This is a genomic window from Streptomyces sp. KL109B (assembly GCF_030766935.1).
In the GTDB taxonomy this organism is placed as follows: Bacteria; Actinomycetota; Actinomycetes; order Streptomycetales; family Streptomycetaceae; genus Streptomyces.
The window spans coordinates 413,335-428,457 of record NZ_JASERL010000005.1 but is presented as its reverse complement, the minus strand read 5'-3'; the positions used below and the strand labels follow the sequence as shown (position 1 = coordinate 428,457).

The window sequence follows — 15,123 nt, the reverse complement described above, 5'->3', positions numbered from 1 at the left end:
CTCACCCTTCCCGCGCGGCAGCGCACACCGCGCGACCGATCCGTGCCACGTCCTCGTCGCTCGTGACGAACGGCGGCATCGTGTAGACGAGGTCCCTGAACGGCCGCAGCCACACCCCCTCCGCGATCGCGGCCCGCGAGGCCGCCGCCATGTCGATCTCGTGGTCGAGCTGTACGACGCCGATGGCACCGAGGACACGGACATCCCGCACCCCGTCCAACTCCCGCGCCTCCGCGAGGCCTTCGCCCAACCCCGCCTCGATCCGCTTGACCTCACCCCGCCAGTCCTGCCCGAGCAGCACGTCGATCGAGGCGCAGGCGATCGCCGACGCCAGCGGGTTCCCCATGAACGTCGGCCCGTGCGCGAGCACCGGCACCTCGCCCCGCGAGATCCCCTCGGCGACCCGCGCCGTGCACAGCGTCGCCGCCATCGTCAGATAGCCACCGGTCAACGCCTTCCCGACACACATCACATCCGGCGAAACCCCCGCGTGCCCGGCCGCGAACAACTCCCCGGTCCGCCCGAACCCCGTGGCGATCTCGTCGAAGACCAGCAGCACACCGTGCGCGTCGCAGGCCTCCCGCAACACCCGCAGATACGCGGGGGAGTGGAACCGCATGCCACCGGCACCCTGGACCACCGGCTCCACGATCACGGCCGCCACCTCGTGCGCGCGGCGCTCGACGGCCTCCCGCAGCCGCTGGGCGTACGCCTCGTCGTACCCGCCCGAAGGCGGCGCGTCCACGAAGATCTGCTCCGGCAGCACCCCCGCCCACAGCCCGTGCATCCCGCCCTCCGGGTCGCACACGGACATCGGCTGCCAGGTGTCGCCGTGGTACCCGCCGCGCCACGTCAGCATCCGACGCTTCTCGGGGCGGCCCAGCGAACGCCAGTACTGCAGACACATCTTGAGCGCGACCTCGACCGACACCGACCCCGAGTCGGCGAGGAACACATGCTCAAGACCCTCCGGTGACATGTCGACGAGGCGCTCCACGAGCCGTACGCCGGGCTCGTGCGTGAGCCCGCCGAACATGACATGGCTCATCCGCTCCAACTGGCCGCGCGCCGCCTCGTTGAGCACCGGGTGGTTGTAGCCGTGGATCGCCGACCACCACGAGGACATCCCGTCCACCAGCTCGCCGTGCCCGGCGACCCGCAGCCGCACCCCGGCCGCGGACTCCACGACCAGGGGCCGCTGTTTGCCGGGCATCGGACCGTACGGGTGCCAGACGTGCCGCCGGTCGAGTTCCAGCAACTCCGCGACGTCGGGCTCAGGCATTGGGCGCCAGATCCGTCCCCGCGCCCCGGCGACGTACGGCGACGTCGTCGGGTCCCCGGTGCTCCGGCAGCGTCACCTGATCCGCGCCCTCCACCTCGAACCCGGCGTCCGCGATCATGTCGAGGTCGGCCTTCCCGGCCTGCCCCTCGCTCGTCAAGTAGTCGCCCAGGAAGATGGAGTTGGCGATGTGCAGCGCCAGCGGCTGCATCGAGCGCAGGTGCACCTCGCGCCCGCCCGCGATCCGCACCTCGACGTCCGGGCACACGAAGCGCGTCATCGCCAGGATCCGCAGGCACCGCTGCGGCGTCAGGTTCCACTCCTTGGCCAGCGGCGTCCCCTCGAACGGGATCAGGAAGTTCACCGGCACCGAGTCCGGGTCCAACTCCCGCAGCCCGTACACGACATCGACCAGGTCCTCGTCGCTCTCGCCCATCCCCGCGATCAGCCCTGAACAGGCCGAAAGGCCCGCCGCGTGCGCCTTCTTCACCGTCTCGACGCGGTCCGCGTACGTGTGCGTCGTCGTGATGTCGCCGTACGTCGCCTCGGAGGTGTTCAGATTGTGGTTGTACGCGTCCGCTCCCGCGCCGCGCAGCCGCTCCGCCTGACCGTCGTCGAGCAGGCCGAGACAGGCGCACACCTCAACGTCCTCGTTCTCGGACTTGATGGCGTCGATGGTCTTCGCGACCCGGTCCACGTCCTTGTCCGTCGGGCCGCGCCCGCTCGCCACCAGGCACACCCGCTTCGCGCCGCCCGCGACCCCGGCGGCCGCCGCCTTCGAGGCCTCGTCCGGCTTCAGCCACGTGTACTTGAGGATCTCCGCCTTCGAACCGAGGCGCTGCGAGCAGTACGAGCAGTCCTCCGGGCACAGGCCCGACTTGAGGTTCACCAGATAGTTGAGTTTCACCCGGCGCCCGAACCACTCGCGGCGCACCTTGCCGGCCGCGGCCACCACATCGAGCAGTTCGTCGTCCGACGTCGCGAGTACCGCGAGCGCCTCTTCACGGCTCGGCAGTTCGCGCCGAAGCCCCTTGTCCACCAGCGTGTTCAGCAGGTCCATGGGCACTGATCCTTACCCATGCGACGGCTTCGGCGAAAGGAGACTCTCTACAAAGGACGGCGTACGTCGTGTGGGTATTGCCACACCCTGCCCAAGTGGCGCGGCCGCTAGTGTCTGTGCATTACCTACAAACCACGGGATCCGACGGGGGAGTCATGACGACGGCCCACACACGTGCGTTCGGCTGGATCGGCGCACAGCACCGCGCCCGCGAGGCCGCCGGGCTCGTGCGCACCCTGCGCCCGCGCCCCGCGGACAGCCCGGTGCTCGACCTCGCGAGCAACGACTACCTGGGCCTCGCCCGCCACCCCGAGGTCGTCGAGGGCGCCGCCGAGGCCGCCCGCAGGTGGGGCGGCGGCGCCACCGGGTCCCGCCTGGTGACCGGCAGCACCGAGTTGCACGCCCAACTGGAGCGCGAGCTCGCCGAGTTCTGCGGTTTCGAGGCGGCCCTCGTCTTCTCCTCCGGATACGCCGCGAACCTCGCCGCCGTCACCGCCCTCGCCCCGGGCGGCTCGCTGATCGTGTCCGACGCGGGCAACCACGCCTCACTGATCGACGGCTGCCGCCTCGCCCGTGGCACCACACAAGTGGCCGCGCACGCGGACCCCGAAGCCGTCCGCAAGGCGCTGGACACCCACGAAGGCCCCGCCGTCGTCGTCACCGACTCGGTGTTCTCGGTGGACGGCGACCGGACTCCCGTACGAGAACTCGCCGACGCCGCCCGGGAGTTCGGCGCGGGCCTCATCATCGACGACGCCCACGGCCTCGGCGTCGTCGGCCCCGGCGGCCGCGGCGTCCCGTACGCGGCGGGCCTCGCGGGCGCGCCCGACACCGTCGTCGGCGTCACCCTCTCCAAGTCCCTCGGCAGCCAGGGCGGCGCGGTCCTCGGCCCGGCCCACGTGATCGACCATCTCGTCAACGCGGCCCGCACCTTCATCTTCGACACCGGCCTCGCCCCGGCCGCCTGCGGCGCCGCCCTCGCGGCCCTGCGCCTCCTGCGCCGCGAGCCCGAACGCGCGGCGCGGGCCCGGGACGTGGCGACGTCGCTGCATCAACTCCTCGGGGCGGAAGGTCTGTTGGCTGTGCGCCCCGACGCCGCCGTGGTCTCCGTGCGCGCCCCTTCGCCGGACGCCGCGGTGCGCTGGGCGGCCCACTGCCGGGACGCGGGGCTCTCGGTGGGGTGCTTCCGGCCGCCATCGGTGCCCGACGGCATCGCGCGGCTGCGGCTGACCGCCCGCGCCGACCTGACGGCGACCGAAGTCGCCGAGGCCGTACGGGTGATCAGCCGCAATGCTCCCAACGCATCCGCTACCGCAGGGAGTTGACGAACCTCCGCCACGTCGTGGACGTGAACAGCAGGGCGGGGCCCGTCGTGCGCTTGGAGTCACGGACGGCCAGCAGTCCGGCCGTCGACCCCGCGCTCAACGGGGCCGTCTCCACGCAGTTGTTGGCGCCCGTGCTGCGGCTGCTGCGCCGCCATCGGGCGCCGCTCAGCGACGTGCTGCGAGCAACGGTAGGAACGCATGGAACCTTCCGAGGCAGTGTGGTCATGGTGCCTCCTCACGCGGTGCCGGCGCACGACGAGGTGTCGGCGACCTCGCTTACCCGGCGATCTCAGCGATGAATTCCAGTGAATCCTCGGGTGACCTGGCATGGAGCAGAAGAGCGTCGAAGGCGTCCGTGTACGCCTTGAGGTCTTCTTTCCGCTCGAGGTAGAGGCTACTCGTCAAATGGTCGAGAACAACCACATCCAGATCAGAAGTGTTCGGAAAAGAGAACACAACGAAAGGTCCCGTCAGGCCGATATGGCCCCCCGCCGAGAACGGAAGCACATGGATCCTGACATGGGGCATGTATGCGGCCTTGGCGAGGTGTGCCAATTGCCGTTTCAACACTCCGCTGCCGCCGACCTCCCGGCGCAGCACCGCCTCGTCGAGCACGGCGGTCAGCTGCAGCGGCGGCTCGGCGCGCAGCACGTCCTGGCGGGCGAGGCGCACCTCCACCAGCGCGTTGATGTGCCGGTCCGGCGCCCCGTTCAGCACGGAACGGGTCACGGCGTGCGCGTACTCGGGCGTCTGGAGCAGCCCCGGCACGACGCTCGTCTCCAGCGTCCTGATCCGGCACGCCTGTGACTCCAGGCTGATGAAATCGCGGTACGCGGGCGGCAGCAGCCCCCGGTACGCGTGCCACCAGTGGTGCCCGCCGACCTCCTGGACACCCGCCAACGCGACCACCAGATCGCGGACTTGGGGATCACGGGCCTCGAACGCGTCGAGCAGCCGCAGCACGTCCGTGGGCTTCACGCCACTGCGGCCTGTCTCGATCCGGCTCACCTTCGACTGGTGCCAGCCGACGAGCCGGGCCGCCTCCCCGCTCGTGAGGCCGGCCTGCACGCGCAGCGCACGCAATTCGGCGCCGAGCTTACGACGGCGTACCGCGGGACCGTATTTCATGAGGGACTCCTCGGACTCCTCGTGCCACCCGGCCGGGCTCCCTCCCGGCCCGCACGGGGGTGCGTATCAGAGCAGACGGTAGAGGACGGCGCGTGCGCCAGCCCAAATACGGTCTACCGTCGCAGAGTTCACCGCATCGAGCGACAGATATATGCATATCTTGGGGGATCGGCACCACAGTGGGACGTGCAAGTGGCAATCTGGCGCGAAGCAGTTGCCGGGACCGCGCGCGAGCGATCCGCGGGGCCGGACGAGCCACCCCGGCGGGAAAGGGACACGTCGACATGGCAGACCACCAGGAAGCATCCGTCACGCTGCCGAGCGATCCCGCCTCGGTCTCCGCCGCCCGCACATACGTCGGCACCGTGCTCGCGGAGTGGGGCATGCCGTCGGGCACCGAAGCGGCGGACACCATCCGCCTGATCGTGTCCGAACTCGCGACGAACGCGGTGCAGCACACCCTCGGCCAGTCACCGACGTTCACCGTCGACATGGAGCTGGAGCGCGACGAGCAGCTGCGCATCGGGGTCACCGACAGCCACCCCCGCTACCCCAAGCGGCTGCCGGCCGCGGTCCAGCAGGACAACGGGCGCGGCATGGTCATCATCCGCTGCCTCACGGCGGAGAGCGGAGGCACCCTGTCGGTCCGCCCGACCCCCGAGGGCGGCAAGACGGTATGGATCGCGCTGCCCTGGATCGCCTCGGTGGACGGGGAGGCCAATGGGGGCAACGGTCAGGCGACAGCCGCCTCCTGACGGCGAGTCCGACAGCGCCTCCTGACGGCCAGTCAGTCATCATCCCTCAGGACCGCCCGCCGCATCAGCCACGGCAGCAGCCCCCACAGCCCCGTACAGAAGCAGAACGTCCCCGCCCCCGCCGCGATCCCGCCGCCCCTGCCGACCGTCACATCGACCACGAGCAGCACGGACCCGCTCAGGGCCAGCACCAACGCCGCCATCCCGTACGCGGCGAGCCGCGACGAGACCCGTACGATCCGCCGTTTCGCACCCAGCTGGAACAGCATCCGGTGCACCGCGGCAGGCGCCGTGAACAGCGCGGCCGCGATGACCGTGAGGAGCAACGTCGTGACGTACGTGGCGCGTTGGACCCCGTCGAGCGACGGGAAGCGGGGAGTGAACGCGAGCGTCAGCAAGAACGCGAACAGGAACTGCACGCCGGTCTGGGTGACCCGGAGCTCCTGAAGAAGCTCACCGAAGTTCCGATCGGCGCGTTCCAGCGATGTCTCGTTGCGCTCGCGCATCTCCTACGAGTATCCGCGCACGCGCCCCTCAAGCGCGAGCGCGGCCGCCCACCTCACCGCACCCGGCCGTAGAGCACGCTGTTCGTCCAGATCCGCTCCAGACGCACCACGGCCCCGGTCTTCGGGGAGTGCCAGATACGGCCCTTGCCGGCGTAGATCCCGACGTGGTAGATCCCGCCGCCGGAGCGGAAGAACACCAGGTCACCCCGGGTGCGATGGGACTTGGAGATGTGCCGGGTCCGGTTGTACTGCTGGGCGGCGGTGCGCGGCAGCTTCTTGCCCGCCTTCTTGAATGAGTAGAGCGTGAGGCCCGAGCAGTCGAACCGGTGCGGCCCGGCGGCGCCCCACTTGTACGGCGCACCCTTCTTGGACGCGGCGACGTTCAGCGCCCTGACGGATGCCGTGGCCGCCGAAGCCTCGGACGCGGCGCCGGGGACCATGAGCCCCGCGCCCGCGACGGCGACGGCGAGGGCGGCGGCGGTGCCCGCCCTGGTCAGCGGCGACTGAACACGATTGAGCGCAGTCATGCGCAACCCTTCGTCAACCGCCTGTGAAGGATGACCTGTCGGGTTCGGGTGGCGAAGTTGCCCGGCCGCGGACTGCGGCTTCACCCCAAGGGCCGTCCGGCGCGTCCTGAAGACGAGGCGCGGCGGGGGCCCGTCGTGCTCGGGTCCTCCACTCCTGCCGATGCACTCCTGTCGACCTGGCATCCGCACGGCGGCAGGACTCGGCGTCCGCGCGGACCGCCCCGCCGCGGCGGCGGGGGCTTGTCGTCGCAACGGATCTTCACTCACGGCCGACGCGGAAACCGGGTTGAACCGGCGGTAAGTGAGGCTCCTCACGCTTGACCCGTTCAGGTGGACAGTGCGGCATTCGCCCCCGCCCGCGGAGGCCCGACGAGCCGCGTACCAGGGACGGAACACCGAATTCCGGTGTCCGAGTACAGCCGCCGCGCAACTTTGCCGGGCTCATTGGCGTACGGGCGGCTAGGCCGTACGGGGGTACCCCATCCGGCTCGTTTGGGCCGGGGCGTGGCGGCTTCGGATCGCCTCAGACGACCGGCTCCGGCGGCAACGTGACCCGCTTGGTGCGCCGCTCCCCGTCCAGGACGCGCAGCGCCCGCGCCAGGGTGCTCGCGTGCACCCGGCTCTCGCCCCGCTGGTGCATCACGGTCAGCGCGTCCCGCAGCTCCGTCGCCCGGCTCACCAGCGCCTGCGCGGCGCGCAGCCCGCTGTAGGTGTCGTCGCCCCGGGCCGGGTTGATCCGCGCGATCAGGTCGACCACTTCCAGATAGCGGTCCACGAGCTCGCACTCGGCGCGGGTGAGCGCGGGCAGCGGCGGAAGTTCCGGTGGATACATCGGCCGGTCACCTCGTGCCGGGGGAGCGCAGGGTGGCGGTCCGGTTCTCGACGACGTGGTCCACCAGGCCGTACTCCAGGGCCTGTTGCGCCGTCAGCACGGTGTCCCGCTCGATGTCCGCGCTGACCTGTTCCTTGGAGCGCGCGCTGTGCCGGGCCAGCAGCTCCTCCAACTGCGCCCGCATGCGCGTCAGTTCACGGGCGTAGATCTCCAGATCGCTCGGCTGGCCCTGGGCCGGCTCGGGCAGCGCGGGCTGGTCGATCACCACACGCGCGCCGGGCAGCATCATCCGCTTCCCCGGCGTCCCGGCCGCGAGCAGCACCGCCGCCACCGACGAGCACTGCCCCAGACAGGTCGTCGACACATCGCAACTGACGTACTGCACGGTGTCGTAGAGCGCCGTCATCGCGCTGAAGGAGCCGCCCGGGGAGTTGATGTACAGGGAGATGTCCTGGTCCGGCGCCAGGTACTCGAGGTGCATGAACTGCGCCATCACATCGTTCGCCGAGACCTCGTCGACGGGTGTCCCGAGGAAGACGATGCGCTCTTCCAGGAGCTTCGAATAGGGGTCGAGGGTGCGGCTCCCCGAGCTCGTGCGCTCAGTGAACTCGGGCAGGACATAGCGGCCGGACGGGCGGGACATGGTGCCTCCTCAAGGCGGTGCTTCAGGACCTGCTTCAAGGCCTGCTTCAAGGCCTGCTTCTCTAAAAATGTACAGGACGTACATGACGTACTATGGGGAGCATGGCCTACGAGATTCCGGTGACGCAAGCCAGGGCTGAGCTCGCCGATCTGATCAATCGCGTCGTGTACGGCGGGGAGCGCGTCGTCGTCACCCGGCACGGCAAGCCGCTCGTCGCCCTGGTTTCGGCCGCCGACCTGGAACGACTCGAGGCGATGAAGGAGCCCGCTGGCGAGCCCGTCGAGGAGCCTGTGATCACGTCCGTGTCACGAATCGGCTCCCTTTCGTCCGCTCCGGGCGAACAGCAAAGGTTCGGTATTGCCGCCGAGCACCGCGGCCCTGAGATGCGGTAGCGCGCTCAGCGTTCAGCAATGACAGGGTCAAGCGACGGTTAACGTCGTTGAAACTCCCGCCAATTAGCCTTTCGGTCCAGGCCACCAGCGGTTTTTCGTAGCAGGGGTGCGCACAGTTGTGCGCTTTTCTTGTGTGTTACATCTATAGCCGTCGCGGTGGCCGCGGCAGCCGGGCCCGCACGGCTCGGCATGAAGGACTGTGAGGTGCGATTCCGTGCAACTGACCCCGCACGAGCAGGAGAGACTGCTCATCCATGTGGCAGCCGACGTAGCCGAGAAGCGCCGGGCCCGGGGTCTCAAGCTCAATCACCCCGAGGCGGTCGCACTGATCACCTCGCACATTCTCGAAGGCGCCCGCGACGGGCGCACTGTCGCCGAACTCATGGCATCCGGCCGCAAGTTGCTCACCCGTGACGACGTCATGGACGGCATCGCCGAGATGATCCACGACGTCCAGGTCGAGGCGACCTTCCCGGACGGCACCAAGCTGGTCACCGTCCACGAACCGATCGTCTGACGGGGGAGCGGCAGTCATGATTCCCGGAGAGGTCCTCTTCGCCGACGAGCCGGTCTCCTACAACGAAGGCCGCGACGTCATACGTATGACGGTGCTCAACGCCGCCGACCGACCCATCCAGGTCGGTTCCCACTACCACTTCTACGAGGCCAACCCCGGCCTCGACTTCGACCGCGCCGCCGCCCGCGGCAAGCGGCTGAACATCGCCGCGGGCACCGCCGTTCGCTTCGAGCCCGGCATTCCCGTCGACGTCGAACTCGTAGCCCTCGCAGGCAAGCGCATCGTGACCGGCCTGCGCGGTGAGACCGGAGGTGCCCTCGATGCCTGAGCTGTCCCGTGCCGCCTACGCCGATCTGTTCGGCCCCACGACCGGCGACCGTATACGGCTCGCCGACACCGACCTGCTCGTCGAGATCGAGGAGGACCGCTCCGGCGGGCCAGGACGCTCCGGCGACGAGGCCGTGTTCGGCGGCGGCAAGGTCATCCGCGAGTCCATGGGCCAGTCGCGCGCGACCCGCGCCGACGGCACGCCCGACACCGTTGTCACCGGCGCCGTGATCATCGACCACTGGGGCATCGTCAAGGCCGACATCGGCATCCGCGACGGCCGCATCACGGCCATCGGCAAGGCCGGCAACCCGGACACGATGGACGGCGTCCACCCCGACCTCGTCCTCGGCCCGGACACCGAAGTCATCGCGGGCAACGGCAAGATCATCACCGCGGGCGGCATCGACACCCACATCCACTTCATCTCGCCGACCCAGTTCGACGAGGCGCTCGCCTCCGGCGTCACGACGCTGGTCGGCGGCGGCACCGGACCCGCCGAGGGCTCGAAGGCGACCACCATCACGCCAGGACCCTGGCACCTCGCCCGGATGTTCGCGGCGATGGAGAACAGCCCGGTCAACATCGGCTTCCTCGGCAAGGGCAACACCATGTCGAAGGACTCGATGCGCGCCCAACTGCGCGGCGGCGCCATCGGCTTCAAGATCCACGAGGACTGGGGCGCGACCCCGGCCGTGATCGACGCGTGCCTCGACATCTGCGAGGAGTCCGGCGTCCAACTCGCCATCCACTCCGACACGTTGAACGAGGCCGGCTTCGTCCAGGACACCTTCGACGCCGTGGCCGGGCGCACGCTGCACGCCTTCCACGTCGAGGGCGCGGGCGGCGGGCACGCGCCCGACATGATCACCGCGGTGTCGCTGCCCAACATGCTGCCTTCGTCCACCAACCCGACGCGGCCGCACACCGTCAACACCGTCGAGGAACACCTCGACATGCTGATGGTCTGTCACCACCTCAACCCGGCCGTCCCCGAGGACCTGGCGTTCGCCGAGTCCCGCATCCGGCCCACCACCATCGCGGCCGAGGACATCCTGCACGACCTCGGCGCCATCTCCATCATGTCCTCGGACTCGCAGGCCATGGGCCGCGTCGGCGAGGTCATCATGCGGACCTGGCAGACCGCGCACGTCATGAAGCGCCGCCGCGGCTTCCTGCCCGGCGACACCCGCGCCGACAACCAGCGCGCGCGCCGCTACGTCGCCAAGTACACGATCAACGCGGCGGTTTCGCAGGGCATCGAGCACGAGGTCGGCTCCGTCGAGACCGGCAAGCTCGCCGACCTGGTGCTCTGGGACCCCCGCTTCTTCGGCGTGAAGCCGCAGGTCGTCATCAAGGGCGGGCAGATCGCGTACGCGCAGATGGGCGACGGCAACGCGTCCATCCCCACCCCGCAGCCCGTCCTTCCGCGCCCGATGTACGGTGCGTACGGCAAGGCGCCGCAGGCCAACTCGGTGAACTTCACGAGCGAGTGGGCCATCGAGGACGGTCTTCCGGAGCGGCTCGGGCTCGGGCGCTCGTTCGTGCCGATCCTCTCGACGCGCGGGCGCGGCAAGTCCGACATGGTCAACAACGACGCCCTGCCGCGGGTCGAGGTCGCCCCCGACTCGTTCGCCGTCACCATCGACGGCGAGCTCGTCGAGCCCGCACCGGCCGCCGAACTGCCGCTCGCGCAGCGGTACTTCCTCTTCTGATGCCGGTTCACATGGGTCGGGTGCGTGGCGGTACGGGGCGTACGTCATGAGCCGTGCGGCACTGCTCGTCCTGGCCGACGGCCGCTTCCCCGCCGGTGGGCACGCCCACTCCGGCGGGGCGGAGGCCGCGGTCAAGGCGGGCCGCATCACCGACGCGGCGACCCTGGAGGACTTCTGCCGGGGCCGCCTGCACACCAGTGGGGTCGTGACCGCTTCGTTGGCCGCGGCGGCCGCGCTCGGTATCGATCCCGTCGTGCTCGACGAGGCCGCCGACGCCCGTACGCCGTCCGCCGCGCTGCGGGTCGTCGCGCGCAAGCTCGGGCGGCAGATGATGCGGGCGGCCCGTGCCACCTGGCCGCACGCCGAACTCGATGCCCTGGCACGGCAGTTCCCCAAGGGCGCGCACCAGCCGGTCGTGCTGGGGCTCGCCGCGCGGGCCGCCGGGCTCGGGGCGGAGGACGCCGCGTACTGCTCCGCGTACGAGGGGGTGGGGGGCGCCGCGACCGCTGTGGTGCGGTTGCTGAGCCTCGACCCGTTCGATGCGACCGGGGTGTTGGCGCGGCTCGCGCCCGAGCTCGATCGGGTGGTGGCGGATGCCGTGGAGGCGGCGCGGCGGGCGGTCGACCTTGGGGTTGACGCGTTGCCCGCGGGGTCGGCGCCGCTGTTGGAGATCGGGGCCGAGGCGCATGCCGCGTGGCCTGTGCGGCTGTTCGCGTCCTAGCGGAAGTCGCCCCCGCCGCCCCTTCCCGTTCCCGACCCCTGGGGGCTTCGCCCCCGGACCCCCTTGATCGGCCTGAACGGCCTCGCCCTCAAACGCCGGGCGGGCTGGGGAGCCGGGCCCGGCTGGAAGGCCGGACCGGCTGGACACAGGCCCGTACACAGATTGGAGCCGTGGATCACCATGCACCTCGGACACACTAACGACGAAGCCTCCGCCGTCTCCGCCGACGCTCATCGGCCCGACGGGACCCGGCGCGCGCTGCGGATCGGGCTCGGTGGGCCCGTCGGTTCCGGGAAGACCGCGACCGTGGCGGCGCTGTGCCGCGCGCTGCGCGAGGAGCTTTCGCTCGCCGTCGTCACGAACGACATCTACACCCGCGAGGACGCCGCGTTCCTGCTGCGCGAGGCCGTGCTGCCGCCCGAGCGGATCGCCGCCGTGGAGACCGGCGCCTGCCCGCACACCGCGATCCGCGACGACATCTCCGCCAACCTGGAGGCCGTCGAGGACCTGGAGGACGAGGTCGGGCCGCTCGACCTGATCCTCGTCGAGTCCGGCGGCGACAACCTCACCGCCACCTTCTCCAAGGGGCTCATCGACGCGCAGATCTTCGTCATCGACGTCGCGGGCGGCGACGACATCCCGCGCAAGGGCGGCCCCGGTGTCACCACCGCCGACCTGCTCGTCATCAACAAGACCGACCTCGCCCCGTACGTCGGCTCCGACCTCGCGCGGATGGAGGCCGACGCCAAGGAGGCGCGCGGCGAACTCCCCGTCGTGCTCCAGTCGTTGCGCTCCGAGGTCGGCGTCGGGGACGTCGCGGCCTGGGCGCGGGAGCGGCTCGCCGCGTGGACCGCGTGACCGCCGGAGTCCGCTCCGCCGCCCGGATCCGCGCATGCGGGGACGGGCGGGGCGGGACCGCGCTGCCGGTCGTGGAGAGCGAGGGTTCGTTCGCGCTGCGCCGTACGCGCGGCGCGACGCCCGCCGAGGCCCGCGTCATGCTGGTCGGCGCCATGAGCGGCCCGCTCGGAGGCGACCACTGCACCGTGGAGGCCCACGCCGAGGAGGGCGCCCACCTGCACATGGGCTCCATCGCCGCGACCATCGCCCTGCCGGGACAGGCCAAGGGCGAGGCCCACTACGACGTACGGCTGAAGGTGGACGACGGGGCTCAACTGGACTGGCTGCCAGAGCAGTTGATCTCGGCGGGTGGCAGTGATCTGCGAGTCACTACGCGGGCCGACCTCGCGCCGGGCGCGCGGCTCGTGCTGCGCGAGGAGCAGGTGCTCGGGCGCGTGGCGGAGGAGCCGGGGCGGCTCACCAGCCGGCTGACCGTGTACCGCGCGGGGCGTCCGCTGCTCGACCAGGAGCTGGCCTGCGGTCCGGGCGCGCCCGGCGGCTGGGACGGCCCCGCCGTACTGGCCGGACACCGGGCCCTCGGCCAACTCGTCGTCGTACGTCCGGAGTTCGAGACGGAGAAGCCCGCTGCGGCCGTTCTGGACGAGGCCGGCACCGCCGCGCTGACGCCCCTCGCGGGGCCTGCCGTGCTGGTCACGGCGGTCGCGCCGGACGCGCTGCGGCTGCGTCGGACGCTCGACGCGGTGCTGGGCCAACTGGCCTGAACCGCTCACCGGGGCGGGTCATACCGTTTATCGGATTGGTAAAAAACGTCTGCCGTCCCTGTTGTCAGGGACCCCGCACGCGACAAGATCCGCGTACCGATCAGCAACACGATCGATGTACGGATCGAATCGATGTGCGGGAGGCTCCACTTGAGACGGACCAGACAGACAGCGCGCGGCAGCCGGAAGGCGGTGATCGGCTCCGCGGGCGCGTTCGCCGCGGCGGCGCTGATAGCGGGTGCGGTCACCGCCCCCGCCGCCCAGGCCGACGCCCCCAAGTCCGGTACCAGCACGGCCGATCGCCAGGCGCGCGGCGCCGCCGTCGCCGCCGCGAAGGCCGAGAAGGCCGGCGTCGACTGGAAGGACTGCCCCGCCGACTGGGGCCTCGCGAAGCCGATCCAGTGCGGGTACGTCACCGTGCCGCTCGACTACGCGAAGCCGTACGGCAAGCAGATCGAGCTCGCCGTCGACCGCATCGGCAACACGGGCACCAAGGACGAGCGCCAGGGCTCCCTCGTCTACAACCCGGGCGGCCCCGGCGGCTCCGGCATGCGCTTCCCGACGCGCGTGACCACCAAGAACCCGATCTACGCGAAGATGGCGAAGGCCTACGACTTCGTCGGCTTCGACCCGCGCGGCGTCGGCCACTCCGCGCCGATCTCCTGCGTCGACCCGCAGGAGTACGTCAAGGCGCCGAAGGCCGACCCGGTGCCCGAAACCGAGGCGGACAAGCTCGCCCAGCGCAAGCTCGCCAAGGAGTACGCGGACGGCTGCGCCGAGCGCAGCGGCGAGATGCTGCCGCAGATGACGACGCCGAACACCGCGCGCGACCTCGACGTCATCCGCGCCGCCCTCGGCGAGAAGAAGCTCAACTACCTGGGCGTCTCCTACGGCACGTACCTGGGCGCCGTCTACGGCACGCTCTTCCCGGGCCACGTCCGCCGCATGATCGTCGACAGCGTCGTCAACCCGGCGAAGAGCAACATCTGGTACCAGGCGAACCTCAACCAGGACATCGCCTTCGAGGGTCGCTGGAAGGACTGGCAGGACTGGGTCGCCAAGAACGACGCCACCTTCCACCTCGGCGACACCCGAGCCAAGGTCCAGGAGCAGTGGGAGACCCTGCGCGCCGCCGCCAAGAAGAACCCCATCGGCGGGGTCGTAGGCCCGGCCGAGCTGATCGCCTTCTTCCAGAGCGCGCCGTACTACGACTCCGCGTGGGTGCCCACCGCCCAGGTGTGGAGCAAGTACGTCGCCGGTGACACGCAGGCCCTGGTCGACGCCGCCGCCCCGGACATGTCCGACAAGGCGGGCAACGCGACGGCGGAGAACAGCAACGCCGTCTACACCGCCGTCGAGTGCGCCGACGCCAAGTGGCCCACCAGCTGGTCCAAGTGGGACAAGGACAACACCGCGCTCCACGAGAAGTACCCGTTCATGACGTGGTCCAACGCGTGGATGAACCTGCCCTGCGCCACCTGGAAGACCAAGCAGCAGACGCCGCTGGACGTGAAGACCGGCAAGGGCCTTCCGCCGGTCCTCATCGTGCAGTCCACGCGCGACGCCGCCACCCCGTACGAGGGCGCCGTCGAGCTGCACAAGCGGTTCAAGGGCTCGCGTCTCATCACCGAGAAGGACGCGGGTTCGCACGGTGTCACCGGGCTCACCAACCCGTGCGTCAACGACCGCGTCGACAGCTACCTGCTCACCGGCAAGACCGACGACAAGGACGTGACGTGCGCCCCGCACGCCACGCCCAAGCCGTGAGTCGGCTGTG

Annotated in this window: 18 protein-coding genes and 1 riboswitch; of the genes, 10 read left to right on the top strand and 8 right to left on the bottom strand. The window is 70.5% G+C overall.

Features of this window, described 5'->3' with window-relative positions:
* Position 1: 1 nt before the first annotated feature.
* Together RBJ65_RS20000 and bioB are read right to left on the bottom strand one after the other, a co-directional pair.
* The gene (locus RBJ65_RS20000; protein ID WP_306317569.1) at positions 2-1,282 is read right to left on the bottom strand and encodes an adenosylmethionine--8-amino-7-oxononanoate transaminase; all 1,281 of its coding nucleotides are present in this window, start codon (positions 1,280-1,282) and stop codon (positions 2-4) included.
* Positions 1,275-2,339 (bottom strand): biotin synthase BioB, encoded by a 1,065-nt coding sequence (gene bioB, locus RBJ65_RS19995; protein WP_306317568.1) that lies wholly within the window; start codon positions 2,337-2,339, stop codon positions 1,275-1,277. Before bioB ends, RBJ65_RS20000 begins: the two co-directional genes overlap by 8 nt.
* A 155-nt stretch (positions 2,340-2,494) precedes the next feature.
* Between bioB and RBJ65_RS19990 the strand changes: the two genes are divergently transcribed.
* Positions 2,495-3,664 carry an 8-amino-7-oxononanoate synthase gene (locus tag RBJ65_RS19990; protein WP_306317567.1) on the top strand — a complete coding sequence of 390 codons (1,170 nt, stop codon included), beginning with the start codon at positions 2,495-2,497 and terminating at the stop codon, positions 3,662-3,664.
* On the opposite strand, the gene RBJ65_RS19985 is transcribed toward RBJ65_RS19990, so the two are convergent.
* Positions 3,648-3,890: a DUF397 domain-containing protein gene (locus RBJ65_RS19985; RefSeq protein WP_306317566.1), complete on the bottom strand. Its 243-nt coding sequence runs from the start codon at positions 3,888-3,890 to the stop codon at positions 3,648-3,650. The two genes, RBJ65_RS19990 and RBJ65_RS19985, sit on opposite strands and share 17 nt — an antisense overlap.
* A gap of 50 nt (positions 3,891-3,940) precedes the next feature.
* Positions 3,941-4,792, bottom strand: coding sequence for a helix-turn-helix transcriptional regulator (locus tag RBJ65_RS19980; protein ID WP_306317565.1), 852 nt, complete (start codon positions 4,790-4,792; stop codon positions 3,941-3,943).
* A gap of 284 nt (positions 4,793-5,076) precedes the next feature.
* Between RBJ65_RS19980 and RBJ65_RS19975 the strand changes: the two genes are divergently transcribed.
* Positions 5,077-5,547, top strand: coding sequence for an ATP-binding protein (locus tag RBJ65_RS19975; RefSeq protein WP_306317564.1), 471 nt, complete (start codon positions 5,077-5,079; stop codon positions 5,545-5,547).
* 32 nt (positions 5,548-5,579) lie between these two features.
* Here the strand turns inward: RBJ65_RS19975 and RBJ65_RS19970 are convergent, their stop codons facing one another.
* From RBJ65_RS19970 to RBJ65_RS19955, 4 genes are all read right to left on the bottom strand, one after another.
* Positions 5,580-6,053, bottom strand: coding sequence for a DUF6328 family protein (locus RBJ65_RS19970; protein ID WP_306317563.1), 474 nt, complete (start codon positions 6,051-6,053; stop codon positions 5,580-5,582).
* A gap of 53 nt (positions 6,054-6,106) precedes the next feature.
* Positions 6,107-6,580 (bottom strand): C40 family peptidase, encoded by a 474-nt coding sequence (locus tag RBJ65_RS19965; protein ID WP_306317562.1) that lies wholly within the window; start codon positions 6,578-6,580, stop codon positions 6,107-6,109.
* A gap of 3 nt (positions 6,581-6,583) precedes the next feature.
* Positions 6,584-6,796, bottom strand: a riboswitch (cyclic di-AMP (ydaO/yuaA leader).
* A gap of 307 nt (positions 6,797-7,103) precedes the next feature.
* Positions 7,104-7,412, bottom strand: coding sequence for a hypothetical protein (locus RBJ65_RS19960; RefSeq protein ID WP_306317561.1), 309 nt, complete (start codon positions 7,410-7,412; stop codon positions 7,104-7,106).
* Between the two features lie 7 nt (positions 7,413-7,419).
* Positions 7,420-8,055: an ATP-dependent Clp protease proteolytic subunit gene (locus RBJ65_RS19955; RefSeq protein ID WP_306317560.1), complete on the bottom strand. Its 636-nt coding sequence runs from the start codon at positions 8,053-8,055 to the stop codon at positions 7,420-7,422.
* 101 nt (positions 8,056-8,156) lie between these two features.
* Between RBJ65_RS19955 and RBJ65_RS19950 the strand changes: the two genes are divergently transcribed.
* From RBJ65_RS19950 to RBJ65_RS19915, 8 genes are all read left to right on the top strand, one after another.
* Positions 8,157-8,447, top strand: coding sequence for a type II toxin-antitoxin system Phd/YefM family antitoxin (locus RBJ65_RS19950; RefSeq protein ID WP_306317559.1), 291 nt, complete (start codon positions 8,157-8,159; stop codon positions 8,445-8,447).
* Between the two features lie 214 nt (positions 8,448-8,661).
* A complete protein-coding gene (locus RBJ65_RS19945; RefSeq protein WP_306317558.1) occupies positions 8,662-8,964 on the top strand; it encodes an urease subunit gamma in 303 nt (100 codons plus the stop codon).
* Between the two features lie 16 nt (positions 8,965-8,980).
* Complete coding sequence (locus RBJ65_RS19940) at positions 8,981-9,292, top strand: urease subunit beta (RefSeq protein ID WP_306317557.1); 312 nt, start codon at positions 8,981-8,983, stop codon at positions 9,290-9,292.
* Positions 9,285-11,006: an urease subunit alpha gene (locus RBJ65_RS19935; RefSeq protein ID WP_306317556.1), complete on the top strand. Its 1,722-nt coding sequence runs from the start codon at positions 9,285-9,287 to the stop codon at positions 11,004-11,006. The genes RBJ65_RS19940 and RBJ65_RS19935 overlap by 8 nt, the downstream gene beginning before the upstream one ends.
* A gap of 46 nt (positions 11,007-11,052) precedes the next feature.
* On the top strand, positions 11,053-11,727 hold the full coding sequence (locus RBJ65_RS19930; RefSeq protein ID WP_306317555.1) for an urease accessory protein UreF: 675 nt from the start codon (positions 11,053-11,055) through the stop codon (positions 11,725-11,727).
* A gap of 180 nt (positions 11,728-11,907) precedes the next feature.
* The gene (gene ureG, locus RBJ65_RS19925) at positions 11,908-12,585 is read left to right on the top strand and encodes an urease accessory protein UreG (protein ID WP_306317554.1); all 678 of its coding nucleotides are present in this window, start codon (positions 11,908-11,910) and stop codon (positions 12,583-12,585) included.
* A complete protein-coding gene (locus tag RBJ65_RS19920; protein ID WP_306317553.1) occupies positions 12,573-13,346 on the top strand; it encodes an urease accessory protein UreD in 774 nt (257 codons plus the stop codon). Before ureG ends, RBJ65_RS19920 begins: the two co-directional genes overlap by 13 nt.
* Positions 13,347-13,496: 150 nt before the next feature.
* Positions 13,497-15,113, top strand: coding sequence for an alpha/beta hydrolase (locus RBJ65_RS19915; protein ID WP_306317552.1), 1,617 nt, complete (start codon positions 13,497-13,499; stop codon positions 15,111-15,113).
* Positions 15,114-15,123: the final 10 nt, after the last annotated feature.